The sequence below is a fragment of the Novosphingobium sp. SG919 genome, from assembly GCF_012932495.1.
Classification (GTDB): domain Bacteria; phylum Pseudomonadota; class Alphaproteobacteria; order Sphingomonadales; family Sphingomonadaceae; genus Novosphingobium; species Novosphingobium rhizosphaerae.
Window position 1 is genome coordinate 835,028 of record NZ_JABCNG010000001.1, and the last position, 20,193, is coordinate 855,220.

General features: G+C 65.6%; 12 protein-coding genes. 4 read left to right on the forward strand and 8 right to left on the reverse strand.

All coding sequences use genetic code 11. The annotated features are described in order from the left end of the window. Nucleotides 1-137: 137 nt before the first annotated feature. From glgX to FHT19_RS03755, 7 genes are all read right to left on the reverse strand, one after another. Entirely contained in the window at nt 138-1,919 is a 1,782-nt protein-coding gene (gene glgX, locus FHT19_RS03725; protein ID WP_169473991.1) for a glycogen debranching protein GlgX, read from the reverse strand. Beyond that, the gene (locus FHT19_RS03730; RefSeq protein ID WP_169473992.1) at nt 1,919-3,550 is read right to left on the reverse strand and encodes an alpha-D-glucose phosphate-specific phosphoglucomutase; all 1,632 of its coding nucleotides are present in this window, start codon (nt 3,548-3,550) and stop codon (nt 1,919-1,921) included. Before FHT19_RS03730 ends, glgX begins: the two co-directional genes overlap by 1 nt. Then, complete coding sequence (gene glgA / locus FHT19_RS03735) at nt 3,547-5,010, reverse strand: glycogen synthase GlgA (protein ID WP_169473993.1); 1,464 nt, start codon at nt 5,008-5,010, stop codon at nt 3,547-3,549. Before glgA ends, FHT19_RS03730 begins: the two co-directional genes overlap by 4 nt. Nucleotides 5,011-5,073: 63 nt before the next feature. Next, nucleotides 5,074-6,333, reverse strand: coding sequence for a glucose-1-phosphate adenylyltransferase (glgC, locus tag FHT19_RS03740; protein ID WP_169473994.1), 1,260 nt, complete (start codon nt 6,331-6,333; stop codon nt 5,074-5,076). A gap of 16 nt (nt 6,334-6,349) precedes the next feature. After that, the gene (gene glgB / locus FHT19_RS03745) at nt 6,350-8,530 is read right to left on the reverse strand and encodes a 1,4-alpha-glucan branching protein GlgB (RefSeq protein WP_169473995.1); all 2,181 of its coding nucleotides are present in this window, start codon (nt 8,528-8,530) and stop codon (nt 6,350-6,352) included. A gap of 10 nt (nt 8,531-8,540) precedes the next feature. After that, the gene (locus FHT19_RS03750; protein ID WP_169473996.1) at nt 8,541-10,949 is read right to left on the reverse strand and encodes a glycogen/starch/alpha-glucan phosphorylase; all 2,409 of its coding nucleotides are present in this window, start codon (nt 10,947-10,949) and stop codon (nt 8,541-8,543) included. A 537-nt stretch (nt 10,950-11,486) separates the two neighbouring features. Beyond that, nucleotides 11,487-13,559 (reverse strand): TonB-dependent receptor, encoded by a 2,073-nt coding sequence (locus FHT19_RS03755; protein ID WP_169473997.1) that lies wholly within the window; start codon nt 13,557-13,559, stop codon nt 11,487-11,489. 661 nt (nt 13,560-14,220) lie between these two features. On the opposite strand from FHT19_RS03755, the gene FHT19_RS03760 reads away from it, so the two are divergent. The 3 genes from FHT19_RS03760 to FHT19_RS03770 all read left to right on the forward strand — a co-directional run bounded on the left by FHT19_RS03760 (nt 14,221) and on the right by FHT19_RS03770 (nt 18,054). Further along, complete coding sequence (locus FHT19_RS03760) at nt 14,221-15,621, forward strand: aldehyde dehydrogenase (RefSeq protein WP_169473998.1); 1,401 nt, start codon at nt 14,221-14,223, stop codon at nt 15,619-15,621. Nucleotides 15,622-15,655: 34 nt separating this feature from the next. Then, the gene (locus FHT19_RS03765; protein WP_168554433.1) at nt 15,656-16,507 is read left to right on the forward strand and encodes a p-hydroxycinnamoyl CoA hydratase/lyase; all 852 of its coding nucleotides are present in this window, start codon (nt 15,656-15,658) and stop codon (nt 16,505-16,507) included. A 137-nt stretch (nt 16,508-16,644) separates the two neighbouring features. Beyond that, complete coding sequence (locus FHT19_RS03770) at nt 16,645-18,054, forward strand: M20/M25/M40 family metallo-hydrolase (RefSeq protein WP_248290258.1); 1,410 nt, start codon at nt 16,645-16,647, stop codon at nt 18,052-18,054. A gap of 122 nt (nt 18,055-18,176) precedes the next feature. Here the strand turns inward: FHT19_RS03770 and betI are convergent, their stop codons facing one another. Beyond that, nucleotides 18,177-18,845, reverse strand: a complete 669-nt coding sequence (gene betI / locus FHT19_RS03775; RefSeq protein WP_169473999.1) for a transcriptional regulator BetI — start codon at nt 18,843-18,845, stop codon at nt 18,177-18,179. 100 nt (nt 18,846-18,945) lie between these two features. Between betI and FHT19_RS03780 the strand changes: the two genes are divergently transcribed. Next, nucleotides 18,946-20,130 (forward strand): aromatic ring-hydroxylating dioxygenase subunit alpha, encoded by a 1,185-nt coding sequence (locus FHT19_RS03780; protein ID WP_169474914.1) that lies wholly within the window; start codon nt 18,946-18,948, stop codon nt 20,128-20,130. The last annotated feature ends 63 nt before the right edge of the window (nt 20,131-20,193 follow it).

Genomic DNA, 20,193 nt, shown 5'->3' on the forward strand with positions numbered 1-20,193 from the left:
CCTCCTCTTCAGAGGAGGGGTTGCGGGTGGTGCGAACCCGTGCGCCAGGTTTCCACCACCCCCCGACCCCCTCCTCTGAAGAGGAGGGGGAGCGATATTCCCATTCTCCGTTCGCCCTGAGCCGGTCGAAGGGCCCGTCAGCCCAGCGCCACCCCGTCGGCCCGGCTCACCCGAAAGCCGGGCCTGATCCCGGCGGGATCGTGCCACGCCACGCCGGGCGTCGCCGGGTCTTCCCACCGCGCGCTATCCATCGGCGCGCCATCCAGCGCCAGCCATTGCCCGTCTTCCGGAAACCGTGCCATGTCGCCGCCCGCGCGCTTTGCAGCGAGCTGCGCGACGAAGTTCTCAAGATCGTGGTCGCGCCCCTGCCAGTCGATCCAGGTCAATGCGTTGTCCTGGGCATAGGCGTTGTTGTTGCCCTGCTGGCTACGGCCGAATTCATCGCCCGCGGTCAGCATGATCGTGCCGGTTGAGGCAAACAGCGTGCCCAGCAGCGCGCGCAGCGCCGCGCTGCGCCGCGCTTGCACGGCCGGATCGTCGCTCGACCCTTCGACGCCGTTGTTCCACGAGAAATTGTCGTCATGCCCGTCGCGGTTGTCCTCGCCATTGGCGTGGTTGTGCTTGCGGGCAAAGGCCACGCAATCGGCCAGGGTAAAGCCATCGTGCGCCGCCAGGAAATTCACGCTGCGGCAGGGCGTTGCATCGCATGGGCCAAACACGTCGGCCGATCCGGCCAGCCGCGTGGCAAGCTCGCCCAGCGCGCCATCGCCGCGCCAGAACCGCCGCGCATCGTCGCGAAAGCGGTCGTTCCATTCCAGCCAGTTGGCGGGAAACCGCCCCAGTTGATAGCCATCGGGCCCGATGTCCCAGGGTTCGGCAATCAACACGCGGTCAGCCAGCAGCGGGTCGGCCGCGATCTCGGCAAAGATCGGCGCATCGGCGGCAAAGCCTGGCCCGCGCGCCAGGATCGGCGCCAGATCGAAGCGGAAGCCATCCACGCCGGCATGGGCAACGAAATGGCGCAGCGCATCCAGCGTCAGGCGGCGCACATGCGGATTGGCAAAGTCCAGCGTGTTGCCACAGCCGGTATCGTTGATGAGTTGCCCCGCCGGATCGTGGGCATAGGCCTGGTTGTCCAGCCCGCGCAGGCCCACGATCGGGCCGGCCAGATCGCTTTCGCCGGTGTGGTTGAACACCAGGTCCAGGATCGTGCCGATACCCGCTGCGCGCAAGGCGGCCACCGTTTCGCGCAATTCGGCCAGGCCACCGGGGCAGAGGCCAGGATCGAGCGCCATGAAGCCCACCGGGTTATAGCCCCAGGCATTGGTCAGGCCCAGCGGGGGCAGGTGCCGCTCCTCGATCCAGGCGACGATCGGCATCAGTTCCACCGCGTTTACGCGCAGCTTCTTGAGGTGGGCCACAACCGCCGGATGCGCCAGGGCCGCTACCGTGCCGCGCAAATGCTGCGGCACGTGCGGATGCAGCATGGTGAAGGCGCGCACGTTGACTTCATAGATCAGTCCGCCCGGCGCGAAGAGCGGTGGGGCAGGAGGCACCGTGGGCAGATCGCCGGGCACCACGGCCTTGGGCACCAGCGCCGCCGTATCCGCGCCCAAGGCAGATAGCGCTGGCTCATAGGCAAAGCGCTGGTCCAGTTCCACCGCATAGGGATCGACCAGCAGCTTGGCCGGATCGAACCACAGCCCGCGTTCTGGCGCCCATTCGCCCCCCGCGCGATAGCCATAGCGCACGCCGGCCTGGCTGCCCGGCAGCGTCAGCGTCCAGTCATCACCATCGCGCACCATCGCATGGCGGGTTTCGGCCGCGCCATCGAACAGGCAGAGCCAGACGGCCTCGGCCAGCGGCGCGCGCACCCGCCAGGCGGTGCCGCCGGGGCAGGCGTGCGCGCCGTATGGCATCAGGTGATCACGTCGGGCGCGGTGCGGCCGGTGTTGGCCACGATGCCCGCCACGGCGTCGGCCGCGGCGATCAGGTCGGCCAGCATGTCGCCCGTTTCGCGATCGAGATAGCCATCGGCCGGTTCATAGCGTTCGAGGTAGACGCGCAGCGTTGCCCCTTCGGTCCCCGTGCCCGAAAGGCGGAACACGATGCGCGATCCGCCCTCGAACAGCACGCGCAGGCCCTGGTTGGCGCTGGTGCTGCCATCGACGGGATCGAGGTAGGAAAAGCTGTCCGCCGTGGCCACGGTGAGCGCGCCAAAGCTCTGGCCTGGCAGGCTGTCCAGCTTGGCCTTGAGCGCCGCGATCAGGGCATCGGCCTGTTCGGTGGGCAGGCCTTCATAGTCGTGCCGCGCGTAATAGTTGCGGCCATATTTGGCCCAATGCTCGCGCGCCAGTTCGTCCACGCTGATCTTGCGCACGGCCAGGATGTTGAGCCACAGCAGCACGGCCCAGAGGCCATCCTTCTCGCGCACGTGGTCCGATCCGGTGCCGGCGCTTTCCTCGCCGCAGATCGTCGCTTTGCCGGCATCGAGCAAGTTGCCGAAGAACTTCCACCCGGTGGGCGTCTCGAACGCAGGGATGCCCAGCGCCTCTGCCACGCGATCGGCCGCCGCGCTGGTGGGCATTGAGCGGGCAATGCCAGCCAGGCCACGGGCATAGCCGGGCGCCAGGTGTGCATTGGCCGCCAGCATCGCCAGGCTGTCGGACGGGGTGATGAAGCGTCCCTTGCCGATGATCAGGTTGCGATCCCCGTCGCCATCCGATGCCGCCCCGAAATCGGGCGCGTCGGGGGCAAACATCGTGTCGAACAGGGCCTTGGCGTGCACCAGGTTGGGATCGGGATGGTGCCCGCCAAAGTCTTCCAGCGGCACGCCGTTGCGCACCGTGCCGGCGCCAAAGCCCAGCCGCTTTTCGAGGATTTCCACCGCATAAGGCCCGGTTACCGCGTGCATCGCGTCAAACGCCATGGTCAGGCCATTGCTTGCGGCAGCACGGATCGCGGCGAAATCGAACAGCTTTTCCATGAGGTCGGCATAGTCGGCGACGGGATCGATCACCGAAACCTGGCAGCCGCCCACGTCCACGCTGCCGCAGCTGTCCAAGTCGATATCCGGCGTATCCACCGCCAGCCAGCGGTCGATGGTCTGCGTGCGGGCATAGATCGCTTCGGTCACGCCTTCCGGCGCAGGGCCGCCATTGGCGATATTGTACTTGATGCCGAAATCCTCGTCCGGCCCGCCGGGATTGTGGCTGGCCGAAAGGATCAAGCCGCCGCTCGCCTTGTACTGGCGGATCACGTTGCTCGCCGCCGGGGTGGACAGGATGCCGCCTTGGCCCACCAGCACCTGGGCATAGCCATTGGCCGCCGCCATGCGGATCGCCTGCTGGATCACCGTGCGGTTGTGATAACGCCCGTCGCCGCCGATCACCAGCGTGCTGCCGGCCGGGCGCGCCACCACGTCGAACACCGCCTGGATGAAATTCTCGGCATAATTGGGCTGCTGGAACACGCGCACTTTCTTGCGCAGGCCCGATGTGCCCGGTTTCTGCCCGGCATAGGGCGTGGTCTGGTGAGTCGTGATCGTCATTGTGCCCCCGCAAGTTGGCGATAGAGCGCAGCATAGGCCTGGCCGCTGCGCTTCCACGAAAAGTCCGTCTTCATGCCTGTTCGCTGCATCTGCGTCCAGACATCGCGTTGCCCATAAAGGGCAATCGTGCGCGTTATCGCAGCTGCGAAAGAAGGATAGGTGACGCCGTGAAACGCCACGCCGGTCGCGGCCTGGCTGTTGATCGCGGCCAGGTTGGCGTCCACCACGGTATCGGCCAGGCCCCCGGTATGCGCCACCACCGGCACACAGCCATAGGCCAGGCCGTAAAGCTGGGTCAGCCCGCAAGGCTCGAACCGGCTGGGCACCAGGATCGCGTCGCCACCGCCCTGCATGCGGTGCGAGAGCGCTTCGTCATAGCCGATGCGCAAGCTGACCCGGCCGGGATGGCGCGCGGCGGCGGCGTGCAGTCCCGCTTCCATCGCGGCGTCGCCCGAACCCAGCAGCGCCAGCCGCCCGCCCAGCCCAACGAGATGGTCGATCACTTCGAGCAGAACGTCGATGCCTTTCTGCCAGGTCAGTCGCGTGATGCACACGAACAGCGGCCCATCGCTCTGGTCCAGGTGAAATTCCCGCTCCAGCGCGTGCTTGTTGGCCTGGCGTCGCGACAGCGAGCGCCAGGAATAGGTCTGCAGCAGGTGGGCATCGGTTTCCGGGTTCCACACCGCCGGATCGATGCCGTTGACGATGCCGCTCACCCGGTCCGCCTTGGCGGCGATGAGCCCTTCCAGCCCCATGCCGAACGCGGGATCGCGAATCTCGCGGGCATACGTCGGGCTGACCGTGGTAATCGCGCTCGCGCTTTCCAGGCCGGCTTTCAAAAATCCCACGCCGCCGTGGTATTCCACCCCGTCGATCGCCCAGGCCCACGACGGCAGTTCCAGCAAGGCAAAGATATCAGAGCCATAGTGCCCCTGGAACGCCATGTTGTGGATGGTCATGATCGAAGGCACCGTGCCCACGCCGGCCGGGGCAAAGCGCAGATAGGCCGGGGCCATCGCCGCCTGCCAATCGTGCGCATGGGCCACATCGAACGCCAGGCCTTTCACCGCGCCGCCCGCCACGTCGGCTGCGGCACGGGAAAACGCGGCAAAACGCCGCCAGTTGTCCCCCCAGTCGCGCCCGGCCAGATCGGTATAGGGCCCGCCTTCGCGCGCAAACAGGTTGGGGCTGTCCACCACCAGCAACGGGTGGCTGCCCAGGTTACCGGCCAGCCTGCCGGCCAGCAACCGGGCCGGTTCACCCAGCAGGCCGTCCCACTGGTGGATCGCCTTGGCTTTACCGACGGCTTTCAGCACGGCTGGATAGCCGGGCAGGATGGTGGTCATCGCCACGCCATGGGGCGCAACGGCATCGGGCAGGGCGCCAACCACGTCGGCCAGCCCCCCGGTCTTGATCAGCGGCACCGCTTCGGACGCGATGGAAAGAACGCGCAAAGTCATTCCAATCTCCCCCTCCCGCCTGCGGACGGAAGCAGGGGGAGGGCATGTTATGCAACAATGGCGTTAAACCAGCCTGTCGATCATCGCCTTGGTGATGAGGCACACCCCATTGTCGGTGCGACGAAACCGCCGGGCATCGAGTTCGGGATCTTCGCCCACCACCAGGCCCTCGGGAATGCGCACGCCCGAATCCAGGATCACCCGCTTCAACTGCGCGCCGCGCCCGATGTTGCAATAGGGCAGGATCACCCCTTCCTCCACGCTGGAGAAAGAGCCCATCTTCACGCCGGTGAACAGCAGGCTGCGCTTGGCCAGCGCGCCCGAGACGATGCAGTCCTGGCTGATCAGCGAACAGATCGCCATGCCGCGCCGGCCATCCTCGTCGTGCACGAACTTGGCCGGGGCGGCCACGATCTGGTCGGTCCAGATCGGCCATTCGCGATCGTACATGTTGAGCGCGGGCACCGTGTCGGTCAGGTCGAGGTTGGCATCGAAATAGGCGTCGAGCGTGCCCACGTCGCGCCAGTACTCGCCGATCTCCTCGGCCGCGCGGATGCAGCTGTCGGTAAAGCGGTGGGCCACCGCCTTGCCGTGCTTGACGATGTAGGGGATGATATCCCCGCCAAAGTCGCGGTTCGATCCCGGCGTGACGGCATCGCGGCGCAGTTGGTCGAACAGGAACTGCGTCTCGAACACATAGATGCCCATCGAGGCCAGGGCGTGGTCCGGATCGCCGGGAATGGTCGGCGGATCGGCCGGCTTTTCGACGAAGCTGGTGATCACGCTGTTTTCGTCCACGCCCATCACGCCAAAGCCGGTTGCCTCGGCCTTGGGCACCACCAGGCAGCCCACTGTCACGTCGGCGCCCGAATTGACGTGCTGCTGCAGCATCAATTCGTAGTCCATCTTGTAGATGTGGTCGCCCGCCAGGATCACCATGTGCTTGGGCGCATGGGCCTGGATGATGTCGATGTTCTGATAGACCGCGTCGGCCGTGCCTTCATACCACAGCAGTTCGGAAATGCGCTGCGAGGCGGGCAGGATGTCGAAGCTTTCGTTGCGTTCGGGGCGCATGAAGTTCCACGCGCGGTTCATGTGGCGGATCAGCGAATGCGCCTTGTATTGCGTGGCCACGCCGATGCGCCGGATGCCCGAATTGATCGCATTCGACAGGGCGAAGTCGATGATGCGGCTGACTCCGCCGAAATAGACCGCCGGCTTGGCGCGGTTGTCGGTCAACTCCTTCAACCGGCTGCCGCGTCCCCCGGCCAGGACATAGGCCATGGCATCGCGGGCCAGCGGTTGCCCATAGGTTTTGCGCATTGTTCCTCCTGACCGATTATTCGGGTTGGTCCTGCAATTCGAACATCATCGTGGAAAGCGGCGGCAGGATGACAAAGGCCGCGCCATCGCGCGCCACGATCTTGCCGGCGTTGCCCTGGCCGCTGCCGCCATAGATCGCGGCATCGGAATTGAGCACTTCGCGCCATACCCCATCCTGCGGGGCGGGCAGGCGATAGTGATCGTGCAATGCCGGGGTCATGTTGCACACCACGATCACCGGGGCGTGGCCGGGCGTGCGGCGCACCCAGGCAAACACGCTGGCCAGCGCATCGTCCACCACCAGCCATTCAAAGCCTTCGCCCTCGCAATCGCGCGCGTGCAGCGCCGGCAGGGCGGCATAGGCGCGGTTGAGGTCGCGCACCCAGGCCTGCATGCCGGCGTGGGGGGCATGTTGCAGCAGGTCCCAATCGAGCTCGCGCGCTTCGCTCCATTCGCGCGATTGGGCAAATTCCTGGCCCATGAACAGCAGCTTCTTGCCGGGATAGCCCCACATCAGTCCGTAATACGCGCGCAAGTTGGCAAACTTCTGCCATTCGTCGCCGGCCATCTTGCCCAGCAGGCTGCCCTTGCCGTGCACCACTTCGTCATGGCTGATCGGCAGCACGAAGTTCTCGGTGAACGCATACATCAGGCCGAAGGTGATCTCGTCGTGGTGATAGCGCCGGTGCACGGGTTCGCGCGCCATGTAGCGCAGCGTGTCGTTCATGAACCCCATGTTCCACTTGAAGCCAAAGCCCAGGCTCGATGGGCGCTCCCCCTGGTCCAACGCCGGCTGGGTCACGCCGGGCCAACTGGTCGATTCCTCGGCCACGGTGATCACGCCGGGGCAGGTGCCATAGACCGCCTGGTTCATCGTGCGCAGGAAATCCACCGCTTCCCAGTTCTCGCGCCCGCCTTGCGCGTTGGGCACCCATTCGCCGCTCTTGCGCGAATAGTCGCGGTACAGCATCGAGGCGACCGCATCGACGCGCAACCCGTCGACGTGATAGCGCTCCGCCCAGAACAGCGCGTTGTTGACCAGGAAATCGCGCACTTCGCGCCGCCCGAAATTGTAGATCGCGGTGTTCCAATCGGGGTGGAACCCCTGGCGCGGGTCTTCATGTTCATAGAGCGCGGTGCCGTCGAACCGCGTCAATCCGTGGGCATCGGTGGGGAAGTGCGCCGGCACCCAATCGATCAGCACGCCCACCCCGGCGCGGTGCGCCCCATCGACGAAGCGGGCAAAGCCCTGCGCGTCGCCGAACCGGGCCGATGGCGCATAGAGCCCGGTGGTCTGGTAGCCCCAGCTTGGATCATAGGGATGCTCTGACACGGGCAGGAATTCGATATGGGTAAAGCCCATGTCCACGGCATAGGGGATCAGCCGCGCGGCCAGTTCGTCCCAGCTGTAGAATTCGCGCCCATCGCCCGGCTTGCGCCAGGATCCGGGGTGCACTTCATAGATCGAGATCGGCTGGCGGCGCGGATCGACTGTGGCCCAATGCGCGCGGTGGGCCGCGTCGCCCCATTCATGCGGCGGCTCGTCCAGCGTGATCGAGGCCGTATGCGGGCGCAACTCGGCGGCAAAGGCAAAGGGATCGGCCTTGTAAGGCTGCACCGTGCCATCGGGCCCGACGATGCGATACTTGTAGGCGCGCCCGCCGCCGATTTCGGGCAGGAACAGTTCCCAGATGCCGGTGTCGGTGCGCCGGCGCATGGGATGGCGGGCTGGGTCCCAATCGTTGAAATCGCCCACCACGCTCACCAGCCGCGCATTGGGCGCCCAGACGGCAAAGTGGACGCCGCGCGCGCCTTCGTGGTCGATCACGTGGGCGCCCAGCTTGTCGAACAAGCGATGGTGGGTGCCTTCGCCGATCAGGAAATCGTCGACCGGCCCCAGCACCGGCCCGAACGAATAGGGATCGGTCACTTCCCAGGTATACGTGCCCGCCTGGCAGGCATAGCGCACCGGCTGGCGCGGGCCGGCCACCGGCCCTTCGAACAGGCCGCGCGGATCGACGCGCGACAGCACGCCAAGCGGCGTGCCATCCAGGGCAAAGGCTTCGGCGCGCTCGGCGCCGGGCAGGATGGCGCGGGCAAAGGCACCCTGCGGACCGGGATGCACCCCCAGCAATGAAAATGGGTCGGCGTGGGTGCCGTCAAGCAGCGCGGCAATCGCCTGTGCCGGGGGGTGCATGGTCAGGATGTCAAACTCCCCAGATGTCGCGGGCATATTCGCCGATCGTGCGATCGGACGAGAACCAGCCCACGTTGGCGATGTTGCGGATCGCGCTGGCGCGCCAGGCGGCCTGGTTTTCCCAGCGCTTGTCCACCCCGCGCTGCGCGGCGTGATAGGCATCGAAATCGGCCGCCACCAGGAACCAGTCGCTGTCGTAAAGCCCGCCCATCAGGCCGGCATAGCGCTGCGGATCGTCGGGCGAGAACACGCCGCTGGCAATCGCGGAAATGGCCTGCTGCAATTCGCGGCTGCTCTCGATCACCGCGCGCGGGTTATAGTTTTCGCGGGTCTGGGCCACTTCGTCTGCCGTCAGGCCGAAGATCACGATGTTGTCATCGCCCACGCGGTCCTTGATCTCGATATTCGCGCCGTCGAGGGTGCCGATGGTGAGTGCGCCGTTGAGCGCGAACTTCATGTTGCCCGTGCCCGATGCTTCCATGCCCGCGGTGGAGATCTGTTCCGAAAGATCGGCGGCCGGAATGATGCGTTCGGCCAGGGTCACGTTATAGTTCGGCACGAACACCACCTTGAGGAGTCCCCCGACGGAAGGGTCGGAGTTGACGCGGCGGGCAATGTCGTTGGCCAGTTTGATGATCAGCTTGGCATTGTGATAGCTTGGCGCGGCCTTGCCCCCGAAGATCTTTACGCGCGGGGTCCAGTCGCGTTCCGGGTGGCTGCGAATTTGGTCATAGAGCGCAACGGTTTCCACCAGGTTGAGCAACTGGCGCTTGTATTCGTGGATGCGCTTGATCTGCACGTCGAACAGCGCATCGGGATCGATGCGGGTGCCGGTCAATTGCTTGATATGCCCGGCCAGCGCCACCTTGTTGGCGCGCTTGACCTCGGCAATGCGTTCACCCAGCGCGGCGTCATCGGCCAGGGCATTGAGTTCCGAAAGCTTTTCCGCGTCATCCAGGAATGCGTCGCCGATCGCATCCTTGATCACGCCCACCAGACGCGGATTGCACTGCTGCAGCCAGCGGCGCGGGGTGACGCCATTGGTCTTGTTGTTGATGCGCGTGGGATAGAGCGCGTGCAGATCGGCAAAGACCGTGCTTTTCATCAGCTCGGTATGCAGCGCGGCCACGCCGTTGATCGAATGCGCGCCCACGAAAGCCAGGTTGGCCATGCGCACGCGCCGCTCGCCGCCTTCGTCGATCAGGCTGATCGCGGCAATTGCGCGGTCATCCAGTCCCGCCTTGCGCGCTTCGCGCAGCACGCGGCTGTTGATCGCATAGATGATCTGCATGTGGCGCGGCAGCAGGCGTTCGAACAGCGGCAGCGGCCAGCTTTCCAGTGCCTCGGGCAGCAGGGTGTGGTTGGTATAGCCCACCGTGCGCTTGGTCACTTCCCAGGCTTCATTGAATTCAAGGCCATGCACGTCCACCAGCAAGCGCATCAGCTCGGCCACGGCCACGCTCGGGTGCGTGTCGTTGAGCTGGATCGCGGCCTTGTCGGGCAGGGTGCGCACGTCGCCATGGTATTGCGCGTGGCGGCGCACGATGTCCTGGATGGAAGCAGAGGTGAAGAAGTATTCCTGGCGCAGGCGCAGCTCCTGGCCTGCCGGGGTGCTGTCGGCCGGATAGAGCACGCGCACCAGCGCATCGGCGCGCACTTGTTCGGCCAGCGCCCCGGCATGGTCGCCGGCGTTGAACGCATCCAGGCGGATGGGATCGAGTGGGTTGGCCGTCCACAGGCGCAGGGTGTTCACCCGCTTGCCCTTGTAGCCCACCACTGGCGTATCGACGGCGTTGGCTTCCACCTTTTCATGCGGATGCCATTCCACGCCATCGCCATTGTCGATCACTTCCCCGCCAAAGCCGATCATGTAGGCGCTTTCGCGGCGGTCGAATTCCCAGGGATTGCCGTGGCTCAGCCAGGTTTCGGGCAATTCCACCTGCCAGCCATCGTCGATGCGCTGGCGGAACATGCCGTTTACATAGCGGATGCCATAGCCGTAGGCGGCAATGTCCAGGCTGGCGAGGCTTTCCATGAAGCAGGCAGCCAGGCGGCCCAGGCCACCGTTGCCCAGCGCGGCATCGGGTTCCAGCTCTTCCAGCGCTGCCAGGTCAAAGCCATGGCTGGCCAGCGCCTTTTCCATCTCGCGGGTGAGGCCAAGGTTCGACAGCGCATCGCGCAGCAGCCGCCCGATCAGGAATTCCAGGCTGAGGTAGTAGACCCGCTTGCCGCCTTCGTCATAGGTCTTGCGGGTGGATTCCATCCAGCGGTCGATGACCACGTCGCGCAGCGCCAGGCAGGTGGCGGTATACCAGTCATGCGGCTTGGCGGCGCGTTCGTCCTTGCCCACGCGGTGACGCAGCACATCGATGATGTGGGCGTCGATTTCGGCAACCTTGGACGTGATTTCGAGGGTCATGGCTACTGGCTCCACCTGCTTTGGGCCGTGCCATGCTGCGTGCCCAAGGGCGCAACATGGATCGGGCCGGTTATCCCGGCCTTTCGCTGGCTCCTGCCCCCGTATCGCGTGACGCCGTTGCCGCCCCCTTGCGACATGCGACCACGGCCAGCGGCTTGTTGTCGCCGCCCGAATTGCCCCCGGCTGCGACCTCCCGATGCAAGGGGTAAGCTAGGCCAGCCCCTGCCGACAAGCGCAGAGTTGCAAACAATGTAAGAACGGCGCCGCCCGCCCATCGAATTGTGCGTGAACGCCTGCCCCATTGCGCGCATCCCCCCATGGCCCCGCACGCTGTGCTGCGCGTCTGGCCTGCAACAGGAAGGCTAGGCGCAAATCCTGCGCCTGTCTGCCTGCTTGGGGATTGAATACGATTGCGAGGGCGCGCGCAACTGGGGGGCTTCGACAAGCGCAGCCTGAACGGAATTCGAGAGATGGTACCGAATTCCGTTCGCCCTGGGCCTGTCGAAGGGCTCTTCCCGAAAACGCGGCGCCAGATCCTTACTTCAACCCGATCCGCAGCCCCGCCCACAGCGTGCGCGGCGTGCCGATGTCGATCGTGCCGCCCGAATTGCGCGTGACGATCGTGGTGTCGAACAGGTTCTCCCCGCGCAACACCAGGCTGGCCCAGGGCGCCAGCGGCACTTGGGCAAAAGCATCCAGCGTGGTCGCTGCGCGCAGCGGCGCGGTCTGGAGATCGTCTTCATAGGCCAGGCCCACGTGGCGCAGCGTCACCGCGCCGGTCCAGCGCGGGACAGGGTGCCAGGCCAGCGTGGCGCTGCCGGCAATGCGCGGTGTTTGCGCCGGGCGCATGCCGTCCAGCGCCGTGCCGGGCGCTTCCACCTTGGCGTCGGTCCAAGCCAGGCTGCCGTTGAAAGACAGCGTGCCGGCGGTGACTTCACCGCCCAGTTCCAGCCCGCGCGCGTGCACGGCGGCCACGTTCTGGCGCTGGCGCACCGTGGTGGTGCCGCTGGACGACAGCGTCACGTTGGCGATCGCGTCCTTCACCTTGTTGTCGAACGCCGTCAGCGTCAGCTTCACGCCCTTGGCCGGGGTCAGGTCGATCCCGCCTTCAAAGCCGATCAACCGCTCGTTCTTGAGCGCCGGGTTGCGCTGGGTGGTGGTCAGCGAAACGCCGCCACTGCCATTGGGCGCGGCGAGCGTGAACGAGCGATAGAGTTCGTTGAGCGTGGGCAGGCGCAGCCCGGTATAGGCCGCCCCGCGCAGCGCGGCCCAGCTTGCCGCCTGCAAGACCGCGCCACCGCGCCAGCTGCCCTGCCAGCCCGTGCGCGAGGCAACGGCAGGATCACCGACGGAGGTGACGGTCGTGGTCCCGGCCGCGTTCAATTCGCCATAGTGGCCCTGGGTGATCGCCCAGCGATCGGCGCGGCCGCCCGCGGTCAGCACCAGCGGGCCCAAAGTCCAGTCATCCTCGATAAAGAAGCCCACGTCATCGCTTCGCCCGCCGGCATTGCGCCGCGCGGTGACCAGGCCGGTGACGGCGGAGATGGCGTTCTCCTTGGTTACGCCATCGGCCCGGCGCCAGTCTGCCCCCAGCTTGAGGACGTGGCCACCGCCCACCGGCGGGCGCAGTTCCAGCTTGCCGCCAAGGCCGGTGGACGGCGTGGCGTATTGGTCCAGCGTCTTCTTGAAACTCGTTGAACTCACCGTAACGGCGTGGAAATCGCGCGCCTGGACATACGCCAGCGCATCGAACTGCCAGGCGCCGCGGCCCACCAGGCGCAAGCTGGCATCCTGCCCGCTGATGCCATTGTCCGCCCCAGCAAAGCGCAAGGTGCGGTTGTCTTCGAACGCGGCCACGCGGGCCTGCAATTCCACGCTGCCCGTCAGGGGCGCCACCGCGCGCACGCCGGTTGACCAGCTTTCATAGCGGGCCCGCACGCTGGCGGCCACGCGCTGGCTTTCCGGCGTCGTCCAAAAACCCTGACCGCGGTCCCACCGTCCGGTCACCACGGCAAAGCCTTGGCCCAGCTTGGGCGCCAGCGCGCCCGAAACCGTGGTCTCGCCGCGATCGTCCACCAGGCCCTGCGCGTTGAGCAAGCCCAGATCGGCCTGTCCGGCGCTGGTCATGTCCACCGTGCCGGCCACCGCGCCCGCGCCGAATGCGCCCGATCCGCCGCCGCGCTGCACGCGCACGCTGGCCAGGCGCTCGGGATCGATCGCGTTCATGGGGATATAGCCAAAGAACGGATCGGCCATCGGTACGCCATCGAGCAACACCAGCGTGCGGCTGGTGGCATTGCCGCCCAGCGCGCGCAGGGTGATGCCCTGGGCCGATGGATTGGACGCGCGGCTGTCGGAACGGCGAAATTGCTGCACGCCGGCGGCCGAAAGCAGGGCGTCGTCGATTCGGCCCGATGCGGTGGCGTTCAACTGCGCGGCAGAAATCGTCTGCGTGTCATAAGCCGGGGTGGCGGGCGTCGCCGCCAGGCCCTGTCCGGTCACCACGATCGTGCGCCCCGCGCCACTGGCGTCGGCTGCGTCAGGGGCTGCGTCAGGCGCATCTGCTGCCATCGCCGGCGCAGCCAGAGCCAGGGCAAGTCCCAATGCCATGGCCGAGGTAGATGGGAATTTGGTATGCAATGCGCGCACTTGGCTCGTCCTCTCCTGACAGTCCCTGCCCATTGCGCCCCTTATGGTGAGGCCCCCTGGCGGCGTCATCCGCGATTGTTCTGGTTATCGTGCGTGGCGCGTTTGCTGCGGCTTTGATGCCACATGCCCCCGTGCCCGCGGGGCGACGATGGCCGTTGCTTTGTCCTGGCGCCATTGCACGTTAGGCCAATGACGCACGCCGCGGGCGGAGGCAGAAGGCAAAAAAAAGGCCGCACCAGATGGGCGGCCCTTCGAAAGTTTGGGAGAGGATGCCTGAAAGGCCCGCCCCTTTTGTCTGCCGCAGCGCAAATGTGCAAGTGCGAAATGCGGAACCAATCTTGCAAAAAATGCAATTGTTAAGCGCTCAGCAAGAAACACCCTTTCCCTACCAGAATACATGCATTCCATTATAGATTTGAAATTTATGGATAAAAGGCGATAAGAGCATCTGCAACCAATCTGCGCTGATGCGGAAATTGCAAATCACCCCGTATGTTTGCCTAGGCGAAATAGCAGGTGCCCCAAGGGGCATAACCGCCCGCGATGGGCCTGTGGCGGCACTGCCCGGTTGCGGCTGCCTGCGATGATTGCTATAAACCATAACATAATTGGGAGACTCACGATGCAGTTCGAACGGCTCAATCCCCTTGATGGCTCGGTGGCATCTTCGGCCCCGGCCATGCAGGCTGCCGATATCCCCGCCATTGCCGCCGAGGCCGGTGCCGCGTTTCCGGCCTGGGCTGCCCAAGGCCCCAATGCACGGCGCGCCGTGCTGATGAAGGCGGCCGCCGCGCTCGAAGCCCGCGCCGATGCCTTTGTCGAGGCGATGATGGGCGAAATCGGCGCCACCAAGGGCTGGGCGCTGTTCAACCTGGGCCTGGCCGCCAGCATGGTGCGCGAGGCTGCCGCGCTCACCACCCAGATCGCCGGCGAAGTGATTCCGTCCGACAAGCCCGGTTGCCTGGCCATGGCCCTGCGTGAACCGGTCGGCGTGATCCTGGGCATCGCGCCGTGGAATGCGCCAATCATCCTGGGCGTGCGCGCCATTGCCGTGCCACTGGCCTGCGGCAACGCGGTCATTCTCAAGGCATCGGAACAGTGCCCGCGCACCCATGCCCTGATTATCGAGGCTTTTGCCGAAGCCGGCTTCCCCGAAGGCGTGGTCCAGGTCGTCACCAATGCCCCGGCCGATGCCGGCGCGGTGGTGGGCGCGCTGATCGATGCGCCGCAGGTCAAGCGCATCAACTTCACCGGCTCCACCGCGGTTGGCAAGATCATCGCCACCCGCGCAGCCGGCCACTTGAAGCCCTGCCTGCTCGAACTGGGCGGCAAGGCGCCGCTGATCGTGCTGGAAGATGCTGACCTGGATGAAGCGGTCAAGGCCGCGGCCTTTGGCGCGTTCATGAACCAGGGCCAGATCTGCATGAGCACCGAGCGGATCATCGTGGTCGAAGCCGTCGCGGACGAATTTGCCAAGCGCTTCAAGGCGAAGGTCGAAACGCTCGCCGTGGGTGACCCGCGCGAGGGCAAGACCCCGCTGGGCGCGGTGGTCGATGCCAAGACCGTGGCGCACTGCCAGGGCCTGGTGCAGGACGCGCTTGATCACGGCGCCACGCTGCTGGTCGGCGGTGAAACCACCCACAACGTGCTGATGCCCGCCCATGTGGTGGATGGCGTGACGCAGGCCATGAAGCTGTTCCGCGATGAAAGCTTCGGCCCGGTCGTCGGCGTGATCCACGCGCGGGATGAAGCCCATGCCATCGCACTGGCCAACGACAGCGAATATGGCCTCTCCGCCGCCGTGTTCACGCGCGACACCGCGCGTGGCCTGCGCGTGGCGCGCCAGATCACTTCGGGCATCTGCCACGTCAACGGCCCCACCGTGCACGATGAAGCACAGATGCCGTTCGGCGGTGTCGGCGCCTCTGGCTATGGCCGCTTTGGCGGCAAGGCCGGAATCGACAGCTTCACCGAACTGCGCTGGATCACCGTGGAAACCCAACCCGGCCATTTCCCGATCTGATTTTCCGAAACAAGAACACCGAAAGGACAATATCATGGCAGAAGAACAGGCCGTGCGCGCGGAAGAGGATACCGTTGCCGTCACGATCGAGAACCGCATCGCCTGGGTGCGTTTCAACCGCCCGGAAAAGCGCAACTGCATGAGCCCCAAGCTCAACCGCCAGATGCTCAAGGTCATCGAGGAACTGGAATTCCGCGAAGACGTGGGCGTGCTGGTTCTGTCGGGCGAGGGCGATGCCTGGTCGGCCGGCATGGATCTCAAGGAATACTTCCGCGAAACCGAAGCGCAGGGCCTGTGGGCCGTGCGCAAGGCGCAGCGCGAAGCCTATCGCTGGTGGAACCGCCTGCGCTGGTATGAAAAGCCCACCATCGCCATGGTCAATGGCTGGTGCTTTGGCGGCGGCTATGGCCCGCTCTATGCGTGCGACATCGCCGTGGCTTCGGATGATGCGCAGTTCGGCCTTTCCGAAATCAACTGGGGCATCCTGCCCGGCGGCGGCGCGTCCAAGGTGGCGGCCGATCTCATGCCGCTGCGCAAGGCGATGTACCACGCGATGATGGGCGAAAACCTCACCGGCCAGCAGGCTGCCGCGCAGGGTCTCGTCACCGAATCCGTGCCGCATGACCAGCTCAAGGCGCGCGTCCAGGCCGTTGCCGAAGCGCTGCTCAAGAAGGACGGCCATGCCCTGCGCGCCACCAAGTGGGCCGTGCGCCGCATGATCGACATGACCTATGAAAACGCCGAAGACTATCTGATCCGCGCCCAGGAAGCGCTGCACAGCTTTGGCGGCGTGGCCGCGCGCAAGGAAGCGACGCGCCAGTTCCTCGATGAAAAGAGCTTCAAGCCCGGCCTGGGCACGTTCGACACGTCGAAGATCAAGGACTGATCGCGCGTTCCTTTGCGACGTAATGCCAGACCCCGGTGCCTTCGCGGCGCCGGGGTTTTGCACATCTGGCATCGCAAAAAGAGGTTGTGCGCGAAACCAATCGGGACCAGTTTCCGGCGCGAAAAGGAGTGCCCCCCATGACACCGCCGATGAAACTGACGTTGCCCCTGGTTTCCCTCGCTGCCCTGGTCGCCACGCCCGCCCTGGCTGCCCCTTCCGGCCATGCCGAGGCGGAAGCCCAGACGCTCGACTTGTCCAAGCAGACCATCGCCATGCGCTCGGTGCAGGGGCCGGGCAACGAAACGCCCAAGGTTGCCGCGCTCTATCGCGACACGCTGGTCAAGGCCGGCTGGGCACCGTCTGACATTGAGATCGTGCCGGTGGACGATACCGCCTATCTGCTCGCCACCTGGAAAGGCAGCGACCCCAGCCTCAAGCCGCTGGTGCTCTCGGGCCATATGGACGTGGTGGAAGCCAAACGCGCGGATTGGGAACGCGATCCTTTCGTGCCGGTGGTGGAAAACGGCTACCTGTTCGGGCGCGGGGCGCTCGACATGAAGTTCAACGCCGCGCTCGCAGTCTCCACCCTGATCGAAATGCGGCACAAGGGGTTCAAGCCCAAGCGCACGATCATCATCGCTTTTTCGGGTGACGAAGAAACCACCATGAAGACCAGCCGCCTGATCGCCGAACGGCTGAAAGGGCAGGCGGGGCTGGTCATCAACGTCGATGGTGGCGGCGGCATGCTAGCCGAAGACACCGCCAAGCCGCTCGCCTGGACCTGGGACGGCGCGGAAAAGAACTATGCCGATTTCCAGCTGGAAGTGACCAATCCCGGCGGCCACAGCTCGGCCCCGCGCAAGGACAATGCCATCGTTCAGCTCAGCCAGGCACTGGTGGCGATCGGCGCCTATCACTTCACCCCCGAACAAAGCCCGCTGACCAAGGCGTTCTTCGAAAGCGCGGCCAAGATCACGCCCAACCCGCAAGTCGCCGGCGCGATGCGCTCCTTCGCCGCCGATCCCACCGATGCCGCTGCCATCGCCACGCTGCGGTCCTTGCCCGAATTCATCGGCCGCATCGAAACCACCTGCGTGCCCACCATGGTCAATGGCGGCCACGCGCTCAACGCCCTGCCGCAACGCGCCACGGCCAACATCAACTGTCGCATCTTCCCCGGCCACAAGCGCGAAGATATCATGGCCGAGCTGGCCAAAGTGGCGAACATGCCGGTGGTCAAGTTCACCGACGTGACCGAAGGCTCCACCCCGTCGCCGGCCAGCCCGATGCGCCCCGATTTCGTGAATGCGGCAAACAAGGCCATTCACCTGGCCTATCCCGGCATTGCCGTGATCCCGGCCCAGGCCTCCGGCGCGTCGGACTCGATGTGGTACCGCGTCAACGGCGTGGATGCCTATGGCGCCAGCCCCGTGCTGATCAAGGACAGCGAAGAATTCGCCCACGGCCTCAACGAACGCGTGCCGTTGTCGAACATCGCCCCCGGCGTGGTCTACTTCACCAGCCTCTTCACCGACCTGTCGAAGTAAATCGACCAAAAAAACCCCCTCCTCTTCAGAGGAGGGGGTTTGGGGGTGGTGGAGGCAGAGCGCGACTTACGCAAAAGAAGCCGAACCCCGGATCAAGTCCGGGGTGACGTAGCGTTCGAATACTACCCGGCCACATCCCCACAAACCGTCCCCAGAAACCGCCGTGCAATCGCGCCGGCTTCCTCGCCGGAAAAGCACTGCGGCGAAAGGCACAGTTCCAGCCACAGCCCATCGACCAGCGCCGTCACCGCAATCGCGGCGTGGCGCAAGTCGGCCTCGGCCACGCCGGCTTCGCGCAGCAAGTGCTCCAGCCGGGCGCGATAGCCGGCGTATTGGTCGTCGTGCTGGCGGGCGATCTGCGGCTGGCTGGTCACCAGGCTCCAGAACGCGATCCAGGTGGCCAGCAGCGCGGGCTGCGCGATCGGCGCGGTGAAGCTTGCCGTGACGAACGCTTCCAGCCGGGCGCGGGGCTGGGGCGGGGCGGCCGCCACGGCAGCGTCCAGCGCGCGGGTCACCATGGCATCGACGTGGGTATAGGTTTCGGCGATCAGCGCATCGATCCCGGTGAAGTAATGCCCGACCAGGCCCGGCGAAACGCCGGCTTCCTGCGCAATCGCGCGCACGCTCGCGCCATTGGCCCCGGCGCGCGCCAGCACCCGCATCGTCGCCTCGATCAGGCTCTGCCGCCGCGCATCGGGTTCGGCGCGTCGGCGCGTGGCCCCGCGCGGCGCGGCTTCACGAACCTGCGGAGGACGGGGCGAGCGCCCTGTCCGGGCATCGGCACCTTGCATCTTGCACTTCCCGATAGTTGTTGTACGATCGTCCAATAAGGCGATGTGCGGGGAGTCACCCATGGCCGATCTTGCTCTTGATGAACACCGCCATTTGGTGATGGCGCAATGTGCTGGTCAAGCGGGCACGCCCGATCCGGATGCGGATTGGAGCCTGCCCGGCTGGATCTATCGCGATCCCGAATTCGCGGCGTTGGAAATGGAGCGGATCATCCGCCCTTCGTGGCAGATCGTGTGCCATGAAAGCGATCTCGATCAGCCCGGCGCCTGGCGCAGCCTGTCTTACTGCGGCGAAAACGTCATCGTCGTGCGCGGCGAGGATGGGCAGGTACGCGCGTTCCACAACCTGTGCCGCCACCGCGCCATGCGCCTGGTGGAAGGCGCGGCGGGCTGCGCGCGCAAGCTGGTCTGCCCCTATCACGCCTGGACCTATGAGGTCGATGGCCGGCTCACCGGCGTGCCGATGAAGCGCGATTACCCTGCGCTCGATTTGGCGCAGAACGGCCTGTTTCCGGTGGACCTCGAAGTGTGGCACGGCTTCGTCTTCGTCCGGCTGGAGGATCGCGGCTTTCCTTCCGTGGCCGAAATGATGGCGCCCTATGAAGCCGAAGTGGCGCCCTATCGCCTGGCCCAGATGCGCCGCATGGGCGATGTGCGCGAACGCCCCCGCGCGGTGAACTGGAAGAACGTGGGCGACAATTATTCCGACAACTTGCACATTCCCGTGGCGCACGACGGGCTAAGCCGGATTTTCGGCAAGTCCTACGAGATTTCCGCGCAGCCCTGGGTCGATCGCATGAAGGGCGATCTGGTCGATGCGCCGAGCCCTCATTTCTGGGAGCGGTTCTATCAAACGCACCTGCCGCGCGTTCCGCACTTGCCCGATGCGGCACAGCGGCGCTGGCTCTATTACAAGCTCTGGCCGAACATGGCGTTCGACATCTATGCCGACCAGGTCGATTTCATGCAGTGGCTGCCCACATCGCCCACCACCTGCACCTTGCGCGAAATGGTGTTCAGCCTGCCCGACAGTGCCACGCCGCCGGGGCAGGAGCGCACCATGAAGCTGGTGCGCTATGCCAATTGGCGGATCAACCGCGTGGTCAATGCCGAGGATACCTGGCTGATCGAACGTGTGCAGCAAGGCATGCATTCGCACCGCTATGGCGCCGGCCCGATCGGCCGTAGCGAAGTGTGCCTGCGCAGCTTTGCCCGCAAGATCCGCACCCTGATCCCTGAGGCCAGACTGCATCACCAGCCGGCCGAGGGCTGGAGCAAACGTTAGCACCAACGTCACCCGGACTTGATCCGGGGTCCCGCTTGAACCCATGCACGGCGCTGGCAAAGA